The sequence below is a fragment of the Mycobacterium sp. KBS0706 genome (assembly GCF_005938675.2).
Lineage (GTDB): Bacteria > Pseudomonadota > Alphaproteobacteria > DSM-16000 > Inquilinaceae > Inquilinus.
Genome location: NZ_VCCH02000074.1, coordinates 1 through 14,749, shown reverse-complemented (window position 1 = coordinate 14,749; position 14,749 = coordinate 1). Strand labels below are relative to the sequence as shown.

Annotated in this window: 13 protein-coding genes and 1 pseudogene; 5 read left to right on the top strand and 9 right to left on the bottom strand. The window is 70.8% G+C overall.

All coding sequences use genetic code 11. The annotated features are described in order from the left end of the window. Positions 1–16: 16 nt before the first annotated feature. From FFK22_RS30285 to FFK22_RS43305, 3 genes are all read left to right on the top strand, one after another. Positions 17–250, top strand: coding sequence for an Arc family DNA-binding protein (locus FFK22_RS30285; protein ID WP_138891687.1), 234 nt, complete (start codon positions 17–19; stop codon positions 248–250). After that, a complete protein-coding gene (locus FFK22_RS30280; protein ID WP_138891686.1) occupies positions 247–669 on the top strand; it encodes a type II toxin-antitoxin system VapC family toxin in 423 nt (140 codons plus the stop codon). The genes FFK22_RS30285 and FFK22_RS30280 overlap by 4 nt, the downstream gene beginning before the upstream one ends. A 144-nt stretch (positions 670–813) precedes the next feature. Next, on the top strand, positions 814–972 hold the full coding sequence (locus tag FFK22_RS43305) for a hypothetical protein (RefSeq protein ID WP_186002732.1): 159 nt from the start codon (positions 814–816) through the stop codon (positions 970–972). Between the two features lie 28 nt (positions 973–1,000). On the opposite strand, the gene FFK22_RS30275 is transcribed toward FFK22_RS43305, so the two are convergent. Both FFK22_RS30275 and FFK22_RS30270 read right to left on the bottom strand, forming a co-directional pair. Continuing rightward, positions 1,001–4,030: a CHAT domain-containing tetratricopeptide repeat protein gene (locus FFK22_RS30275; protein WP_138891685.1), complete on the bottom strand. Its 3,030-nt coding sequence runs from the start codon at positions 4,028–4,030 to the stop codon at positions 1,001–1,003. An 89-nt stretch (positions 4,031–4,119) separates the two neighbouring features. After that, the gene (locus FFK22_RS30270) at positions 4,120–5,028 is read right to left on the bottom strand and encodes a LysR family transcriptional regulator (RefSeq protein ID WP_138891684.1); all 909 of its coding nucleotides are present in this window, start codon (positions 5,026–5,028) and stop codon (positions 4,120–4,122) included. Between the two features lie 102 nt (positions 5,029–5,130). Here FFK22_RS30270 and FFK22_RS30265 point away from each other — a divergent pair, with 102 nt between their 5' ends. Next, positions 5,131–6,351 carry an MFS transporter gene (locus FFK22_RS30265; RefSeq protein ID WP_138891683.1) on the top strand — a complete coding sequence of 407 codons (1,221 nt, stop codon included), beginning with the start codon at positions 5,131–5,133 and terminating at the stop codon, positions 6,349–6,351. Between the two features lie 3 nt (positions 6,352–6,354). Here the strand turns inward: FFK22_RS30265 and FFK22_RS30260 are convergent, their stop codons facing one another. Continuing rightward, positions 6,355–7,575: an MFS transporter gene (locus tag FFK22_RS30260; RefSeq protein ID WP_138891682.1), complete on the bottom strand. Its 1,221-nt coding sequence runs from the start codon at positions 7,573–7,575 to the stop codon at positions 6,355–6,357. A gap of 239 nt (positions 7,576–7,814) precedes the next feature. On the opposite strand from FFK22_RS30260, the gene ada reads away from it, so the two are divergent. Further along, a complete protein-coding gene (gene ada, locus FFK22_RS30255; RefSeq protein WP_138891681.1) occupies positions 7,815–8,909 on the top strand; it encodes a bifunctional DNA-binding transcriptional regulator/O6-methylguanine-DNA methyltransferase Ada in 1,095 nt (364 codons plus the stop codon). A 4-nt stretch (positions 8,910–8,913) separates the two neighbouring features. Here ada and FFK22_RS30250 read toward each other — a convergent pair whose 3' ends face one another. The 6 genes and pseudogenes from FFK22_RS30250 to FFK22_RS43300 all read right to left on the bottom strand — a co-directional run. Then, positions 8,914–9,729, bottom strand: a complete 816-nt coding sequence (locus FFK22_RS30250) for an SRPBCC domain-containing protein (RefSeq protein ID WP_138891680.1) — start codon at positions 9,727–9,729, stop codon at positions 8,914–8,916. Between the two features lie 2 nt (positions 9,730–9,731). Continuing rightward, positions 9,732–10,541 (bottom strand): SRPBCC domain-containing protein, encoded by an 810-nt coding sequence (locus FFK22_RS30245; RefSeq protein ID WP_138891679.1) that lies wholly within the window; start codon positions 10,539–10,541, stop codon positions 9,732–9,734. Further along, a complete protein-coding gene (locus tag FFK22_RS30240; protein WP_138891678.1) occupies positions 10,532–11,140 on the bottom strand; it encodes a helix-turn-helix domain-containing protein in 609 nt (202 codons plus the stop codon). Before FFK22_RS30240 ends, FFK22_RS30245 begins: the two co-directional genes overlap by 10 nt. Before the next feature lie 114 nt (positions 11,141–11,254). Further along, the gene (locus FFK22_RS30235) at positions 11,255–13,900 is read right to left on the bottom strand and encodes a valine--tRNA ligase (RefSeq protein ID WP_138891677.1); all 2,646 of its coding nucleotides are present in this window, start codon (positions 13,898–13,900) and stop codon (positions 11,255–11,257) included. Positions 13,901–13,958: 58 nt separating this feature from the next. Then, a complete protein-coding gene (locus tag FFK22_RS30230) occupies positions 13,959–14,426 on the bottom strand; it encodes a DUF2497 domain-containing protein (RefSeq protein WP_138891676.1) in 468 nt (155 codons plus the stop codon). Between the two features lie 143 nt (positions 14,427–14,569). Beyond that, positions 14,570–14,749, bottom strand: a pseudogene (locus tag FFK22_RS43300) (hypothetical protein); the annotation flags it as partial.

Here is a 14,749-nt window from a genome sequence, read left to right as displayed (position 1 = left end):
AAACGAAGGAACGGCGATGGCGCAGCTGTTGGTCAGAGATGTTCCTCGCGACGTGGTCGAGGCGCTCAAGCGCCGCGCTGCCTTGCACGGCCGCAGCGCCGAGGCGGAGCATCGTGCCATTCTCGAAGAGGCATTGCGGGCGGGCCGCGCCGGCTTTCGCGAGCGCGCCGCGCGGTTGCGTGCAGCGACGGCAGGCCGTCTTCAGGGTGAATCCGCTGATCTGATCCGGGCCGATCGCGACAATCGATGAGCAGCATCGTGATCGATGCATCGGTGGCGCTCAAATGGGTCCTGGCCGAAGCTGGACAGGATTTGGCTGACGCCCTTCTCGATCGGGACCTCATTGCGCCGTCGCTTTGGCTGATCGAAGCCGCGAATGCCCTATGGCGCCGGACGACACGCGGAGAGATCACGACCACGGAGGCGGCCGAACGGTTGGCCGAGCTGATGCAGGCGCCTGTGACCACCACACCGGTCGAGGCCGATATTGCCGCCGCAATCGGGCTCGCGTCCCAACTCGGCCATCCTGTCTATGATTGCCTCTACCTTGCCCTGGCGATACGCGAAGACACGGTGGTCGTGACGGCCGACGCACGGTTCCACGCCGCCGTCAGCGGATATCCGGCGCTGGCCGGGCGCGTGCGCCGGCTTGGCGATCCGGTTCCCTGAAATCGGCGACGGGCGCTACATTCGCGGCACGGACTTTCCAGATCGGGCGCAGCCGGGTACCATGATCCGGATCGATCCCTCATGCCATCGCGTTGTAGCCTGGACCCTCAATCCGGTGCTCCGGCGCAGGAACGGGAGGCCATCATGAAGCTCATCGCACTTGCCGCCGCAGCGCTGCTGATCGCGTCGCCTGCCTTCGCCTGCCCCTACAGCGCCCAGGCCGATGCGAAAGGCGGACAGAGCCAGATCCAGTCCGGCCAGACGCAGATCCCGCAGACGCCGGCGCCCGACAAGAAGGGCTAGGCGCGACGATCCGTCGTCCGCCCTGCCCTCAGTTGGCGATCAAGGCGAAGGCGAGCCAGACATCGTCCGGCACGCCCGGCAGCTTGCCCGTGACCGTGTCGAGCTTCGCCGTGCGGATCGCCTGCTCATAGGAGCGGGTCTCGGCGAGAGCCTCGTAGAACCTGATCATGAAGAGAGCCGCCCCACGATCATTCACGGGCCAGCGGGCGAGCAGGCTGCGCCGGGCTCCGGCCACCGCCAGCGCCGAGGGAAGGCCGCTCAGCCCCTCCACATAGCTGCGGTCGCCCTGGGCCGTGTTGCAGGCGGACAGCACGACGAGGTCGACACCCGACAGCGGCCAGGTCGTCACCTCCGCCGCGTACAGCACCCCGTCATCCGCCGAGACGCGATCCTCGCCGGCGTCGTTGGCGCCGGCGAGGGCGATGCCGGCCCGCCAGAGCGGTGCCGCCTCCTGCTTCGAGACCGGATCGAAGAAGCCATGGGTCGCGAAGTGCAGGATTCTCCGGCCCCCGGCCTCGGAACGGATGTCGGTTTCATCGGCCGCATCGCCGCGCAGCACCGTGGGCGTGAACCCGGCTGCCCCCATGACCCCGGCGATGGTGTCGACCTCCATGCCGGTGAACGGCAGGGCCGACATGGCCGAGCCCGCGCCATAGTCGACATCGCCGACCAGCAGCAGTCCGCCCGGTGTTGCCGGCGTCTGCGGTGACTTGTCCCCGCTGATGGCACGGGCGCTGCGGGCGATGCGGATGTCCTCGGTTTCGATCAGGTTGCGCCCGGCACCGTCGACGAGCCCGTCGAACGGCACGAGGTGGAGAATGCCGTCCGGCACGACGTACAGCCGCCCGACCCCGCCCAGCTTCGGCGTGAGCGGCGCGATCAGGATCTTGTAGAGAGCCCGGCGTCCGTCCATTCCGGTGATCTCGTCCGGCGCACCCAGCCATGTGTCGACGTCGGCGACCGGCCCAAGATCGTACAGCCACACATCGCCGTTGCCGCGGCCGACCATCGCGAGCACGCGCTCCTCGACGACGCCCGGCTGCATCTTCATGGGGGCGATCATGTAGTCGACCACTGCCTCATCCGGACCGAGCGTGGCCAGGATCGCGGCATAAGGCCGGCGGCGCTCCTCTTCCAGCGTCCGCAATCCGGAGATCCTGTCCGAAAGCCGCGCCTCCGCGATCGTGAGGTCATGCGCCGTCCGCTCCGCTTCTGCCGAACCGCGCGGCTGCCGCAGGCTTTCGGCCTGCAGGCCGCGCACCCGGTCGAGCAGGTCCCGATCCTCGCCCGACAGCCCGGCGGCGGCCGCGTCGAGCACGGTTCGCTCCAGCGAGCCGACGGCCTTCCATTCGAGCAGCACGGTTGCGAACAGTTCGGTGGCCGCCGGGTCTTTGGCCGAAGCGGAGAAACAGTAGGAGAGGATGTCGCCGAGCGCCTCTCGGGTGGTGGCGGCGACCTGCTCCATCACGGATTGATCGGGCGTGGAGGCGATCTCCCGCCGCGACCACAGCCGGAGCCGCTGCTCCAGGACCCGGTACGCGGCGGTCGCACCCTTCGATTTCTGCCGGCGTTCGAAGCGCGCTATATTGGTCAGCATGGCGAGGGTGTGCGGGTCCAGCTCGCCGTAATAAGCCTCCGACAGCTTCAGCGAGAGGCGGTGCAGGCGCCCCTCGGTGCCCAGGTCGCCCCGCTTCTCGGCGACGCCGGCGAGGAGATTGGCCATGCGCACGGAGTCGGCCGAGGGCTTGGTGTCGGCGGCGAGCTTTCCGAACGCGGCGTCGTCGGCCGGGACGGTCCCGGTGAGGACCGCGAGCAGGTCCCGCTCCCGGCGCAGATCCACGGTCGTCGGATGATCGGGGCCGCGGGCCTGTTCGAGGGTCGCCACGATCCGCTGGTACAGCTCCATGGCCTCCTTCGGCTTGCCGAGGCCGATGAGATCCAGCGCCAGGTTCTTCCGGCTGATCAGGGTCGATTCATCTGCCGGACCGAGCGCCCGCTCGCGCCAGGACAGCGCCGCGCGGTCGAGCGGCTCCGCCTCGTCGAAGCGCTGCAGCTGCCGCAGCACATTGGCGAGGTTGTTCGCCTGGATCATCGTATCGTCGCTGTCGCCCAGCGCCTGCACGGCGCGGTCATGCGCGTCGCGCAGGAACGGCAGCGCGGCGGCTGGGCGCCCCGCGATGTCGTAGGTCTGGCCGAGGCCGCCCACGGCCGCGATCGTCTCTGGTGAAACCCGTCCCTCCAGCCGCTCCAGGATCTCGATCGCCCGCCGGTGGTGTTCGATCGCCGCATCGAATCGCCGCCGGTCCCGGTCGAGGACGGCCGCGTTGAACTGGGCGATGCCGAGTTCCACGCTCTCCGGCTCCGCCGCCAGCGCCTGCAGGAGCAGGCCGAACATCTCGGCAGCGCTGTCCAGCCTGCCGCCGTTCTGCAGGGCGATCGCGGTGTTGTTGAGAAGACGCATGTAGCGGCCTGGGTCGCCACGTCCGAGACGGTCGAGCGCGTCCCTCCGAAGCCCGCGGGCCTCTTCCACCACGCCGGCCTGCTCAAGGACGACCGACAGCGTCAGGCGGACCGCCAGCGTCGCCGGCGCGTCCTCACCGAGCCGCTGCAGCCGGGCCGCCGCCAGCGTCCGGGCATAGGCGATGGCGTCCTCGTGCCGGCCCAGCATGCCTGCCGCCTCGGTCAAGAGCTCGTATCCGCTCTCGAGCTGCTCGGCGGGCGTTGCGGTAGCGGGCGCCTTCATCCGCGGGAACAGCGCGTCATAGGACAGATCCGGCCGCCCCACGGCATTGGCCAGCTCCGCGAGCCGCAATGCCAAGTCGAAAGCGGCCGCAGCGTCAGCAGTGACTTTGAGCAGTTGCCGATAGCGTTCGATCGCCCGGCCGTAGCGCCCGGCCGCGACGTCGGCTTCCGCCTGAGCGACGACGGCCTGGCTGGTCGCATCCGCAGGCAGGCTTGTCTGGGCGGCGGCGCCACCGCCGATCAGCAACAGGATCGCGGCGGTGGCGGTGAACACCCGGCTCCGCGGATGCTCCAGGATCGAACGACCGTATCCCACCTGCTGCCCCCGCCATCGCGAATGATGGCGGCATTATCCCCACCGCCCGCGGAAGCTCAACTGGCCATCGGACGGTCCGGCAGGCCGGATCAGGCCACGAACGGCACGGGCAGAACCAGGGCTTCCGCCAGCCCGTCGCGGAAGGTCGCGATCGGCTGCGCCAGACGGCCTGCCGGCGGCCGATGCAGCATCCAGGCCCGCACCTGCGGCTGGAAATCCACGGCCTCGACCGCCTCGACCGCATCCCGCCAGCGGCTGTCGGCGAAGGCTGAGGGGGTGAGGATGCCGATGCCGAGGCCGCGCGCGACCAGCGACATCCGCAGATCGGCGCTCAACGCCTCGATCGCCACCTGAAACGGCAGCCGCTCGGCCTCGAAACGCTGCCGCAGATACACGCGGAAGCCGCAGCCGCCCTCATTCATGATCCAGGGAAAGTGCGACAGCTCCGGCAGGGTGGCCGGCTTCGGCACCCCGAGGGACGGCGCCGCGACCAGCAGCACGCGCTGCACGCCGAGATCCTCTCCGATCAGGTCCTCCGGCGGGCTGACCCCGTCCGGCAGGCACACCGCGGCCGCGTCCAGCTCGCTGCGTGCCACCTGGTCGACCAGACGCACCGACCAGCCCGAGGTGACGCGCAGCGTCAACCGCGGGAATTCGGCGCGCAACCGGTCGAGCGGCACCGACAGGGCGGCCTCGGACAGGTACGGCATGACGCCCAGCCGGAACTCGCCACGCACCTCGCCTCCGGGCGCAACGGCGGCGCGCAAATCGTCCAGCGAGCGCAGCACCCGGCGGCCCTGCTCATAGGCCTGGCGCCCCGCAGCGGTCGGCTTCAGCGGCTTCGACTGGCGGTCCAGCAGCGCCGCCCCCAGCCGCTCCTCCAGGTTCTGCACCCGCCGGGTCACGCCCGGCTGGGTCAGGTTCAGCCGGGCTGAGGCCGCGACGATCGACCCCGTCTCCACCACGGCGATGAAGGCTTCCAGGTCCGGGATGTTCATACCGACTTCGCATAATCTTTATAGAGACAATTGAATTGTATCATCTTGCGAAGAGAGAATAAAGCTGTCGACCGATATAGCTATCCATCAATCGAGTGGATCATGTCGGTCACCAGCGACTCCCTGGCCCCGGCCCAGCCCGAAGCCGTCCTCACCCGCCCGCTGATCCTGCTGTTCGGCACCTCGGTCGGCGTCATCGTCACCAACCTGTTCGCGCCGCAGACTTTGGTCGGGCTGATCGGCCCGTCGCTCGGCCTCTCCGCTGCCGCGGCCGGGCTGGTGGCGATGGCGACCCTGCTGGGCTACGCCGCCGGGCTGTTCCTGCTGGTGCCGCTGGCCGACCTGGCCGAGAACCGCCGTCTGATCCTGCGGATGCTGGCCTGCGCCGCCGCCGGTGCCGGCCTGGCCGCGCTGGCGCCGACCGCCGCAACGCTGCTGCCGGTTCTGGTGCTGCTGGGGGCCGCCTGCTCCGCCATCCAGATCCTGGTGCCGATTGCCGCCGCCATGGCGCCGCCGGAGCAGCGCGGCCGCGTCATCGGCGATGTCATGGGCGGGCTGATGGTCGGCATCCTGCTGTCCCGCCCGCTGGCCAGTGCCATCGCCGGCAGCGCCGGCTGGCGCGGCTTCTACCTGGCCAGCGCCGTCGCCATGGCGCTGCTGACCCTGGTGCTGGCCGCCCGGCTGCCGCGGCGGCAGCCGGCGGGCCGGACGCGCTATCCGGCCCTGATCGCCTCGCTGTGGCAATTGCTGCGCGAGGAGCCGGTGCTACGCGCCCGGGCGCTGACGGCGAGCCTGGTGATGGCGGCCTTCAGCCTGTTCTGGACCGCGGTGGCGCTGCGCCTGGCGCAGCCACCCTTCGGCCTGGACCAAAGCGGTATCGCCGTGTTCGCCCTGGTCGGCGCCGGCGGGGCCGCGGTGACGCCGCTGGCCGGCCGGGCCGGCGACCGCGGCTGGACCCGGCCGGCGACCCTGGCCTCGCATCTCGCCGTGATCGGCGGCTTCGCCCTGGCCGCCTGGGCCGGCGCGGCGCCGTCGGGCGGGAGGCTGCTGCCGCTGATCGCGATGGGGGTGGCTGCCGTGGTGCTGGACATCGGCGTCACCGGCGACCAGACGCTGGGCCGCCGCGCCATCAACCTGCTGCGGCCGGAGGCGCGCGGCCGGCTGAACGGGCTGTTCGTCGGCCTGTTCTTCCTGGGCGGCGCGGTTGGATCGGCCGCCGCCGGCGCCGCCTGGGTCATCGGGGGCTGGCCGCTGATCTGCCTGATCGGCGCCGGCTTTAGTGCGGTCGCCCTGCTGGCGGGGCGGCTCGACCGGTCGCGCTGAGCCCTATTCCGCCGGCAGGGCGGCCAGGCGCGGCACCGGCGAGCCGGCGATCACCAGGGCCTGGATGACGAAGCCGATCGCGGCGACGGCCAAGCAGGCGGCAGCACCATGGCTGTCGCCGACCAGCCCGCCGATGGCGGCGCCGAGCGGCCGCGCGCCGAAGGTGGCCATGGTGATGATCGCCGAGACCCGACCCAGCATCGCCGGCGGCGTCACCGCCTGGCGCAGGGTGGTCGAGGCGATCACCCACAGCGTCGGGCCGGAGCCGAACAGGAAGAAGGCCAGGCCGGCGATCGGCGCAAAGGGCACCCAGACCGTCAGCAGCATCAGCAGGGCCCCGGTGAGACCGAAGAACGGGCCGACCAGCAGCGTGGCCCCGAACGGCATCCGCCGGGCGATCCGCGGCGCCGCCAGCGCGGCCAGCACCATGCCGATGCCATAGACCGCCAGCGTGGCGCCGACGGCCGAGGCGCCGAGGCCGAGATGGTCGACCGCATAGGGCACGTAGATCGCCTGCAGCACGAACCAGCCGAGGTTGAAGAACACCGCGGTCAGCAGCACCGGCCGCAGCAGCGGATGGGTCAGGACGAACACGGCGCCCTCGCGCAGGTCCTGCAGGGCGTGACGGCGCGGCATCGCCGGCCGCTGCGGCTCACGGATGCCGGCCAGCAGGATCGCCGCCAGCACCGACAGGGCTGCGGCGGCCGCGAAGGCCAGGCCGGCGCCGGTCCAGGCCACCAGTGCGCCGGCAACGGCCGGGCCGGCGGCGAAGGCGGCGCTGCGCGCCAGCTCGATCCGCCCGTTCGCGGCCGGCAGCGTCGCCCGCGGCACCAGATCGGGTACTAGCGACGGCGCCGCCACGCTGTAGGCCACGGTGCCGGCGGCGCCGAGGAAGCCGAGCGCCGCCAGCAGGCCGAGGCTGAGATCACCGGTGACCAGGAGCAGCAGCACGGCGAAGAGCGAGACCGCCCGCAGCGCCTCCGCCACCGCCATCATCCGGCGGCGCGAGGACCGGTCGGCCAGCAGCCCGGCCGGCAGGGACAGCAGCAGGAAGGGCAGCGTCTGCACGGTCTGCAGCAAGCCAGTGCCGCCGGCCCCGGCGCCGAGGGCGAGCACGGCGACGATCGGCGCGGCCGCAAGGCCGATCTGCTCCGCCGACTGCGCGGCCAGGTTGGACCAGGCCAGACGGCGGAACGGCGCGGGAAGCGGGGCGGTGGCGGACATGGGGGGCTCACGGAAGGAGGTGGGGCCTGGAGCATCCCTGCATCGGCATTGCCCCGCGCTCCGCTTGTTGCCGCCGAATTCGGCCGCAAGCATCGCAAGAACCGGGTCGCCGCCGGCCCTGGAATTTGAGAGCAAGGGTCGGAGTGCCGGCGGTAGCGTGGCCCGCCATCTTCGGCGGAACGATCGGCATCCCCATATGACCGGGACCTGTCGATCCCACCGTCGAACAGGAGCGACCCATGGGCTTCATCCCCCCGCCCCCCGTCCCCGCCCCGGTCTTCGTCAATGACGAGGCCCGCTGGGCCGCCGTGCTGCGCCGTGACCGCGCCGCCGACGGCGCCTTCGTCTTCGCCGTCCGCACCACCGGGATCTACTGCCGGCCGAGCTGTGCCTCGCGCCATCCGCGGCGCGAAAATGCCAGCTTCCACGCCGACGGCGCCGCGGCCGAGCGCGCCGGCTTCCGCCCCTGCCGGCGCTGCAAACCGAACGAGATGTCGCTGGCCGAGCGCCAGACCGCCCTGGTGGTCGCCGCCTGCCGCAAGATCGAGACGGCCGAGGAGATGCCGAGCCTGGACGAGCTGGCCGACGCTGCGGGGCTGAGCCGGTTCCATTTCCACCGCATGTTCAAGTCGGTCACCGGCGTCACCCCCAAGGCCTATGCCGACGCCCATCGCGCCGACCGCATGCGCGACGAGCTGGAGCAGACCGAGACCGTCACCGAGGCGATCTACGGCGCCGGCTTCAACTCCAACGGCCGCTTCTATGCCGCGGCGCCGGAGCGGCTGGGCATGACCCCGACCGCCTTCCGCGACGGCGGCACCGGGGCGGAGATCCGCTTCGCCATCGGGCAATGCCATCTCGGCGCCATCCTGGTGGCGGCGACCGGCAAGGGCATCGTCGCCATCCAGTTCGGCGACGACCCGCAGGCGCTGCTGGAGGAGCTGCAGGACCGCTTCCCCAAGGCCCGGCTGGTCGGCGGCGATGCCGAATTCGAGCAGCTGGTGGCCCGGGTGGTCGGCTTCGTCGAGGCGCCGTCGGCCGCCAATGGGGAGATGATGCTGGACCTGCCGCTGGATATCCGCGGCACCGCCTTCCAGCAGAAGGTGTGGCAGGCGCTGCGCAGCATCCCGGCCGGCAGCACCGCCAGCTATGCCGAGATCGCCCGGCGGATCGACCGGCCCAAGGCGGTGCGCGCGGTGGCCCAGGCCTGCGCCGCCAACGACCTGGCGGTTGCCATCCCCTGCCACCGCGTGGTCCGCTCCGACGGCGACCTGTCCGGCTACCGCTGGGGCGTGGCCCGCAAGCGCGCCTTGCTGGAGCGCGAAGCCGGCTGAGGCCTCAGCCCGGCTGGGCCGGCATCGGGAAGTGGCGGGCCATCCAGGCCTGCCATGCCGGCTCCTCCCGCGCGGCGACGGCGGCCGGCTGGTCGCCGAACAGGTACAGCCGGACCGGCAGATAGACCTGCCCGCCCATCGGCAGGGCGAAGAGATGGGCGATACCGGGCGCCGGCGCATCGAGCAGCAGCAGCAGTTCCGGATGCTCGGCCGGCCCGACGCGCTCGACCTGCCCGGCCAGGGCAGGCGCATCGGCCGCCGCCTGCACCCGCTGTCCCGGCCCGGCTGCGGCGATGCCGAGCCGCGAGGTCAGCGCCGCCGAGGCCTCTCCGGCCGTCGGATCCGATGCCACTCCCATCAGCTGGAGATTGACGCCGTTCTGGCCGCGGAAATGGGTGAGGTAGAGCCGGAGGATGCGGAAGAAGGCCGGCCAGCCGTTCTCGAACCCCTCGAACTGCTTGTCCCAGTCGTCGCTGTCAGCGAACCAGGCGTGCACCACCCGGACGACGCAGGTGCCGCCGGCCTTGGCCTCGACGGTCCATTCGGTGGCGATGGCCGGGCTGCCCGGCCCCATGTCGTTGCTGTCGGCGGCGAAGCGGCGCGGCGGCTCCCAGGCCGTGATGGTCGAGAGGGAGTCCATCCCTGGCCCGAAATTGGCGACCACCGCACCGCCCACCCGCTCCTCCACCCGGGTCGGCACGAACCAGGAGGTCACGCCGGGTCCGGTGGCGATCGCCTGCCACACCTCCTCCGGCGTGCCGGGCACCTCGACCTCGACTTCGACATAGCGACGGCTGGTCTCGTCCTTCTTCACGGGCATGGCTAATCCCCTTCCTTGTCCGGATAGGTCTCCTGGGTCCAATGGCGCAGCTCGGCCTCGAACTTCGAAGCGGTGTCGGCGGCACGGTCGCCGTAGAAGAAGATGCTGGCCGCCACCCGCGCCCGGCCCTGCCAGCCATGGATGCCGATCAGGGCGATGCCAGGCCCCGGCCGGTCCAGCGCCACCGTCACCTCGCGCGACTTGGCGTCCTGCTGCACCCGTTCCACCGTTCCGGCCAGCGCCGGCACGCCGGCCGGCGTGCTCCAGCGCTCGCCGACATTCGCGCCGGCGAAGCCGAGCCGGCCGGCCAGGTCGGTCCAGGCTGCGAGATCGGGGCCGGGATGAACGGCCATGGCCCGCGCCGGTGCCGCCGGCAGGCCGGCAAACCGCTTCAGATACAGCTGCAGGATGACGAAGAAGCCCGGCCAGCCGGATTCGAAGCCTTCCAGCTCGTCGTCCCAGCTGCCGTCGGTGGTGAACAGGGTGTGGACCAGCCGCAGCACGCAGGTATCGCCGGACCGGCTGGTGATGACGCATTCGGTCGCCACCGGCGGCGCCTCGCCGTTCCAGCCCGTCTCCTCATAGGCGAAGCGGACCGGCGGTTCCCAGGCCGTGATGGTGCCGGCGGAGGCCATGCCCTCGCCGAACTCGAAGCGGATGGCGCCGCCGACCCGCTCCTCGACCGTGGTGGCGGTGAACCAGGCGCTGAGGCCGGGCCCGGTGGCGATCGCCTGCCATACCTGTTCCGGCGTTCCCGGCAGCAGCACGTCGAGCTCGACCCAGCGCCGCGTCGCGTCGCTCTTCAGTGGCATGTCTCCCCCCTTTCCGATGGGTCGGCGGGCTTGGGATAGGCCATCAGGACCAGGCGGTGGTCCCGCCCCCCCGGCGCCGACGCGTTGTGGTAGCGCGCCGCCAGGGCGGCGATCGACGCCGTTAGCTCCCGGGTGAAGGCGGCCCGGTCGGCCGGCGACGCGAAGCGGATCTCGGTGTCGATCGACAGGGTCGCCAGCCGCTTCTCCGCGCGGATGGCGGCCCGCCACAGGCTGCTGACCTCCCGAACGACCCGTGCGGCCAGCGCGATCAAATAGCTCGCCGACAGCCGGTCGGAGGCCCGCGCGGGATCGGCGGCGACCGGCCCGAGCGCCTGGGGTGAGACGATGTAGGAGGTGGCGGTGGCAACGTAGAGCCGCTCGGTCAGGCCACCCCAGCGCCGCGTCTCCGCCTCGCGGACCAGCCGGTGCGCCTCCAGCGCGCGAAGATGGTAGTTCACCTTCTGCCGCGGAATCCCCAACCGCGCCGCCAGCCCGGCGGCCGAGGCGGGTTCGGCCAGCTCCGCCAGGAGGCGGCTGCGCACCGGCTCGAGCGCGGCCGCGGCGGCCGCCGGGTCGTCGATGACATCCACATCCAGCATGCGCCCATTCCACCCTTGACAGTTTTTTTTGTCAATCCCTCCGCGGAAGCCCCTGCCGGAATCGAAACGGGCCCCGCGAGGGGCCCGTTCCAGCAGATCAACCGAAGGCTGAGGTCAGCCCGCGACGCGGGCCAGCGCCTGCTGCAGCTTCTCGATCGCGGCCTGGGCCTCGGCCCGGCGCTCGCGCTGCTCCTCGACCACCTCGTCCGGCGCCTTCTCCAGGAACTGGGCGTTGCCGAGCTTGCGGTCGATCTTCTCGACCTCGGAGGCGTTCTTCTCGATCTCCTTGCTCAGCCGCGCCCGCTCCTTATCGAGATCGATGATCCCGGCCAGGGGCAGCACCAGCGTCGCCTCGTCGATCACGGCCTGGGCGGAACCCTTGGCCGGCTCCGCCACAGATGGGTCGATCGAGGCCAGCCGGGCCAGGCGGCGGATCAGCGCGCCATGGGTCTCGAGCCGGCGCAGCGTCTCGGCCGAGGCGTCGCGCAGCGTCGCCGTCAGCTCCGCTGCCGGCGGCACGTTCATCTCCGACCGGATGGTGCGGACCGCCGAGATCAGCCGGATCACCCAATCCATCTCGGCCGCCGCCTGCGGGTCGACCAGGCCGGCCGGATAGTCCGGCCAGGGCTGGGTCACCAGCGTGGCGTCGCCGCGATCGGCAAGATGCCGCCACAGCTCCTCGGTCTCGAACGGCATGATCGGGTTGAGCAGGTTCAGAATCTGCTCCAGCGCCCAGGCCGTGGTGGCGCGGGTCTCGGCCTTGGCGGCCTCGTCCGTGCCGGAGAAGACCGGCTTGGCGAATTCCAGGTACCAGTCGCAGAAGCCGGCCCAGGTGAACTGGTACAGCACCTGCGCCGCCTCGCTGAAGCGGAAGCCCTCCAGCGCCGCGGCGGTCTTCTCCGCCGTCTTCGCCACCTCGCCGACGATCCAGCGGTTCAGCGTCAGCGTGTTCGCCGCCGGGTCGTAGCCGGGCACCGGCCGGCACTCGTTCATCTCGCAGAACCGCGCCGCGTTCCACAGCTTGGTGGCGAAGTTGCGGTAGCCTTCGACCTGCTGCGGCCCCAGCTTGATGTCGCGGCCGGCGGCCAGCGACACCAGGGTCATGCGCAGCGCGTCGGCGCCGTAGCGGTCCACCAGCTCCAGCGGGTCGATGACGTTGCCCTTGGACTTCGACATCTTCTGGCCCTTCTCGTCGCGGACCAGGGAGTGGAAGTACACGGTGCGGAACGGCACCTCGCCCATGAAATGGATGCCCATCATCATCATCCGGGCGACCCAGAAGAAGATGATGTCGAAGCCGGTGACCAGCACGTCGCCCGGGTAATAACGCTGCAGCTCCGGCGTCTGGTCCGGCCAGCCCAGGGTCGAGAACGGCCACAGGGCGGAAGAGAACCAGGTGTCGAGCACGTCGGTCTCGCGCCGCAGCTCAACCGGCTCACCATAATGATTCTCGGCCGCCGCCTTGGCCTCGGCCTCGCTCTCCTCGACGAAGATCGCGTTGTCGGGCCCGTACCAGGCCGGGATCTGGTGGCCCCACCACAACTGCCGGCTGATGCACCAGGGCTGGATGTTGCGCATCCACTCGAAGAAGATGCTCTCCGCCATCTTCGGCAGCAGCACGGTGCGGCCCTGTTCGACCGACTCGATCGCCGGCTTCGCCAACACCTCGGCCTTCAGGTACCACTGCTCGGTCAGGAACGGCTCGATCGGCACGCCGCCGCGGTCGCCATGCGGCACCGCATGGACATGGTCCTCGATCTTCTCGACCAGGCCGAGCGCCTCGAGGTCGGCGACCACGCGCTTGCGCGCCTCGTACCGGTCGAGGCCGCGATAGGCCTCCGGCACCTCGCCGTTCAGCCGGGCTTCCTCGTCGAGGATGTTGATCAGCGGCAGGTTGTGGCGGCGGCCGACCTCGAAATCGTTGAAGTCGTGCGCCGGGGTGATCTTCACCGCGCCCGAACCCTTCTCGGGATCGGAATACTCATCGGCCACGATCGGGATCAGCCGGCCGACCAGCGGCAGGACGGCGTTCTTGCCGACCAGGTCCTTGTAGCGCTCGTCGTCCGGATGCACGGCGACCGCGGTGTCGCCCAGCATCGTCTCCGGCCGCGTGGTGGCCACGACGATATACCGGCCCTCCTCGCCCTCGATCGGGTAGCGGAAGTGCCAGAGATGGCCCTTGGTCTCCTTCTGCTCGACCTCGAGGTCGGAGACCGAGGTGCGCAGCTTCGGGTCCCAGTTGACCAGCCGCTTGTCGCGGTAGATCAGGCCCTCGCGGTGCAGCTGCACGAACACCTTGACCACGGCGCGGGATAGGCCCTCGTCCATGGTGAAGCGCTCGCGCTCCCAGTTCGGCGTGGCGCCAAGGCGGCGGAGCTGGCTGGTGATGGTGCCGCCGGACTGGGCCTTCCACTCCCAGACCTTCTCCAGGAAGCCGTCGCGGCCGAGGTCCTGGCGCTTGATGCCCTGCTTCCCGAGCTCGCGCTCGACCACCATCTGGGTGGCGATGCCGGCATGGTCGGTGCCGGGCTGCCACAGCGCGTCGCGGCCGCGCCGCCGGTTGAACCGCGTCAGCACGTCCTGCAGGGTCATGTTGAAGGCATGGCCCATGTGCAGGCTGCCGGTCACGTTCGGCGGCGGCATCATGATGGTGAAGGGGTTCGCGTTCGACTGGACGTTGTTGGCGAAGGCGCCGCTCTGTTCCCATTCGGGATAAAGCTTGGCCTCGACCTCGCGCGGCCCGTAAGTCTTGTCCAGCATGGCTGAACCTTCCGTATTCTTGAATTCTTGACGATGGAGCGGTGAAGCGAGGGGCGGATCAGCGCCGTACAGCGCCGCTGGCGATGCGGGATACTTCCCGCTCGACCGCCTGCTCGACCAGCCGCGGCAGGTTGGCGTCGAGCCACTCCTTCAGCATCGGCCGCAGCAATTCGCGCACCAGATCGTCCACCGTCTGGCTCTTGTGCACCGCCGCCGGCGGCGGGGCCGCGGCGTTCAGCCGGGCCAGGGCCGCCAGCGCGGCGCTGGCGCTGGCCGGGGAGACCACGGAGTCGTCCTCTGCAGCCGCGGCAGGCGGCGGAGGGGCGGCCGGGCGCGGATCGTCCAGCGCCTCGGTCAGCTCCAGCACGTCGTCATCGGCCGGCGCGGTGGACGGCGTCGGCTGGGCCCGCGCAGCATCGATCGGGGCGGCCCGGCCGCGCGCCGGATCGTCCTCGGTGATCATGCGCCGGATGGAGGCCAGGATCTCCTCCATCGACGGCTCCTGCTGTGCCCGCGTCTCGCTCATCCTCTCGGTCGTCTTCCACTTCCATCCGAATTGTCATGCCCGGGCGTGACCCGGGCATCCGGAGACTGTCGATACCCTCCGGATTGCCGGGTCAAGCCCGGCAATGACGGAATTGCGATTCCCAGCGACGCCGGGCGCCATCCTCACTCGTCGACTGACGTCCCGAACCAGCGGGCACGGGTCTTCTGGTAGTCCGGCTCCGGATCATAGACCTTGACAGCCAAGCCCATGTCCTGGGCCGTCAGGGTGCCGATGGCGTTGAGCAGCTGATATCCCGCGACCACCTCGTTGCGCCGCGCCTGCACCAGGCTGAGCTGGGCGTT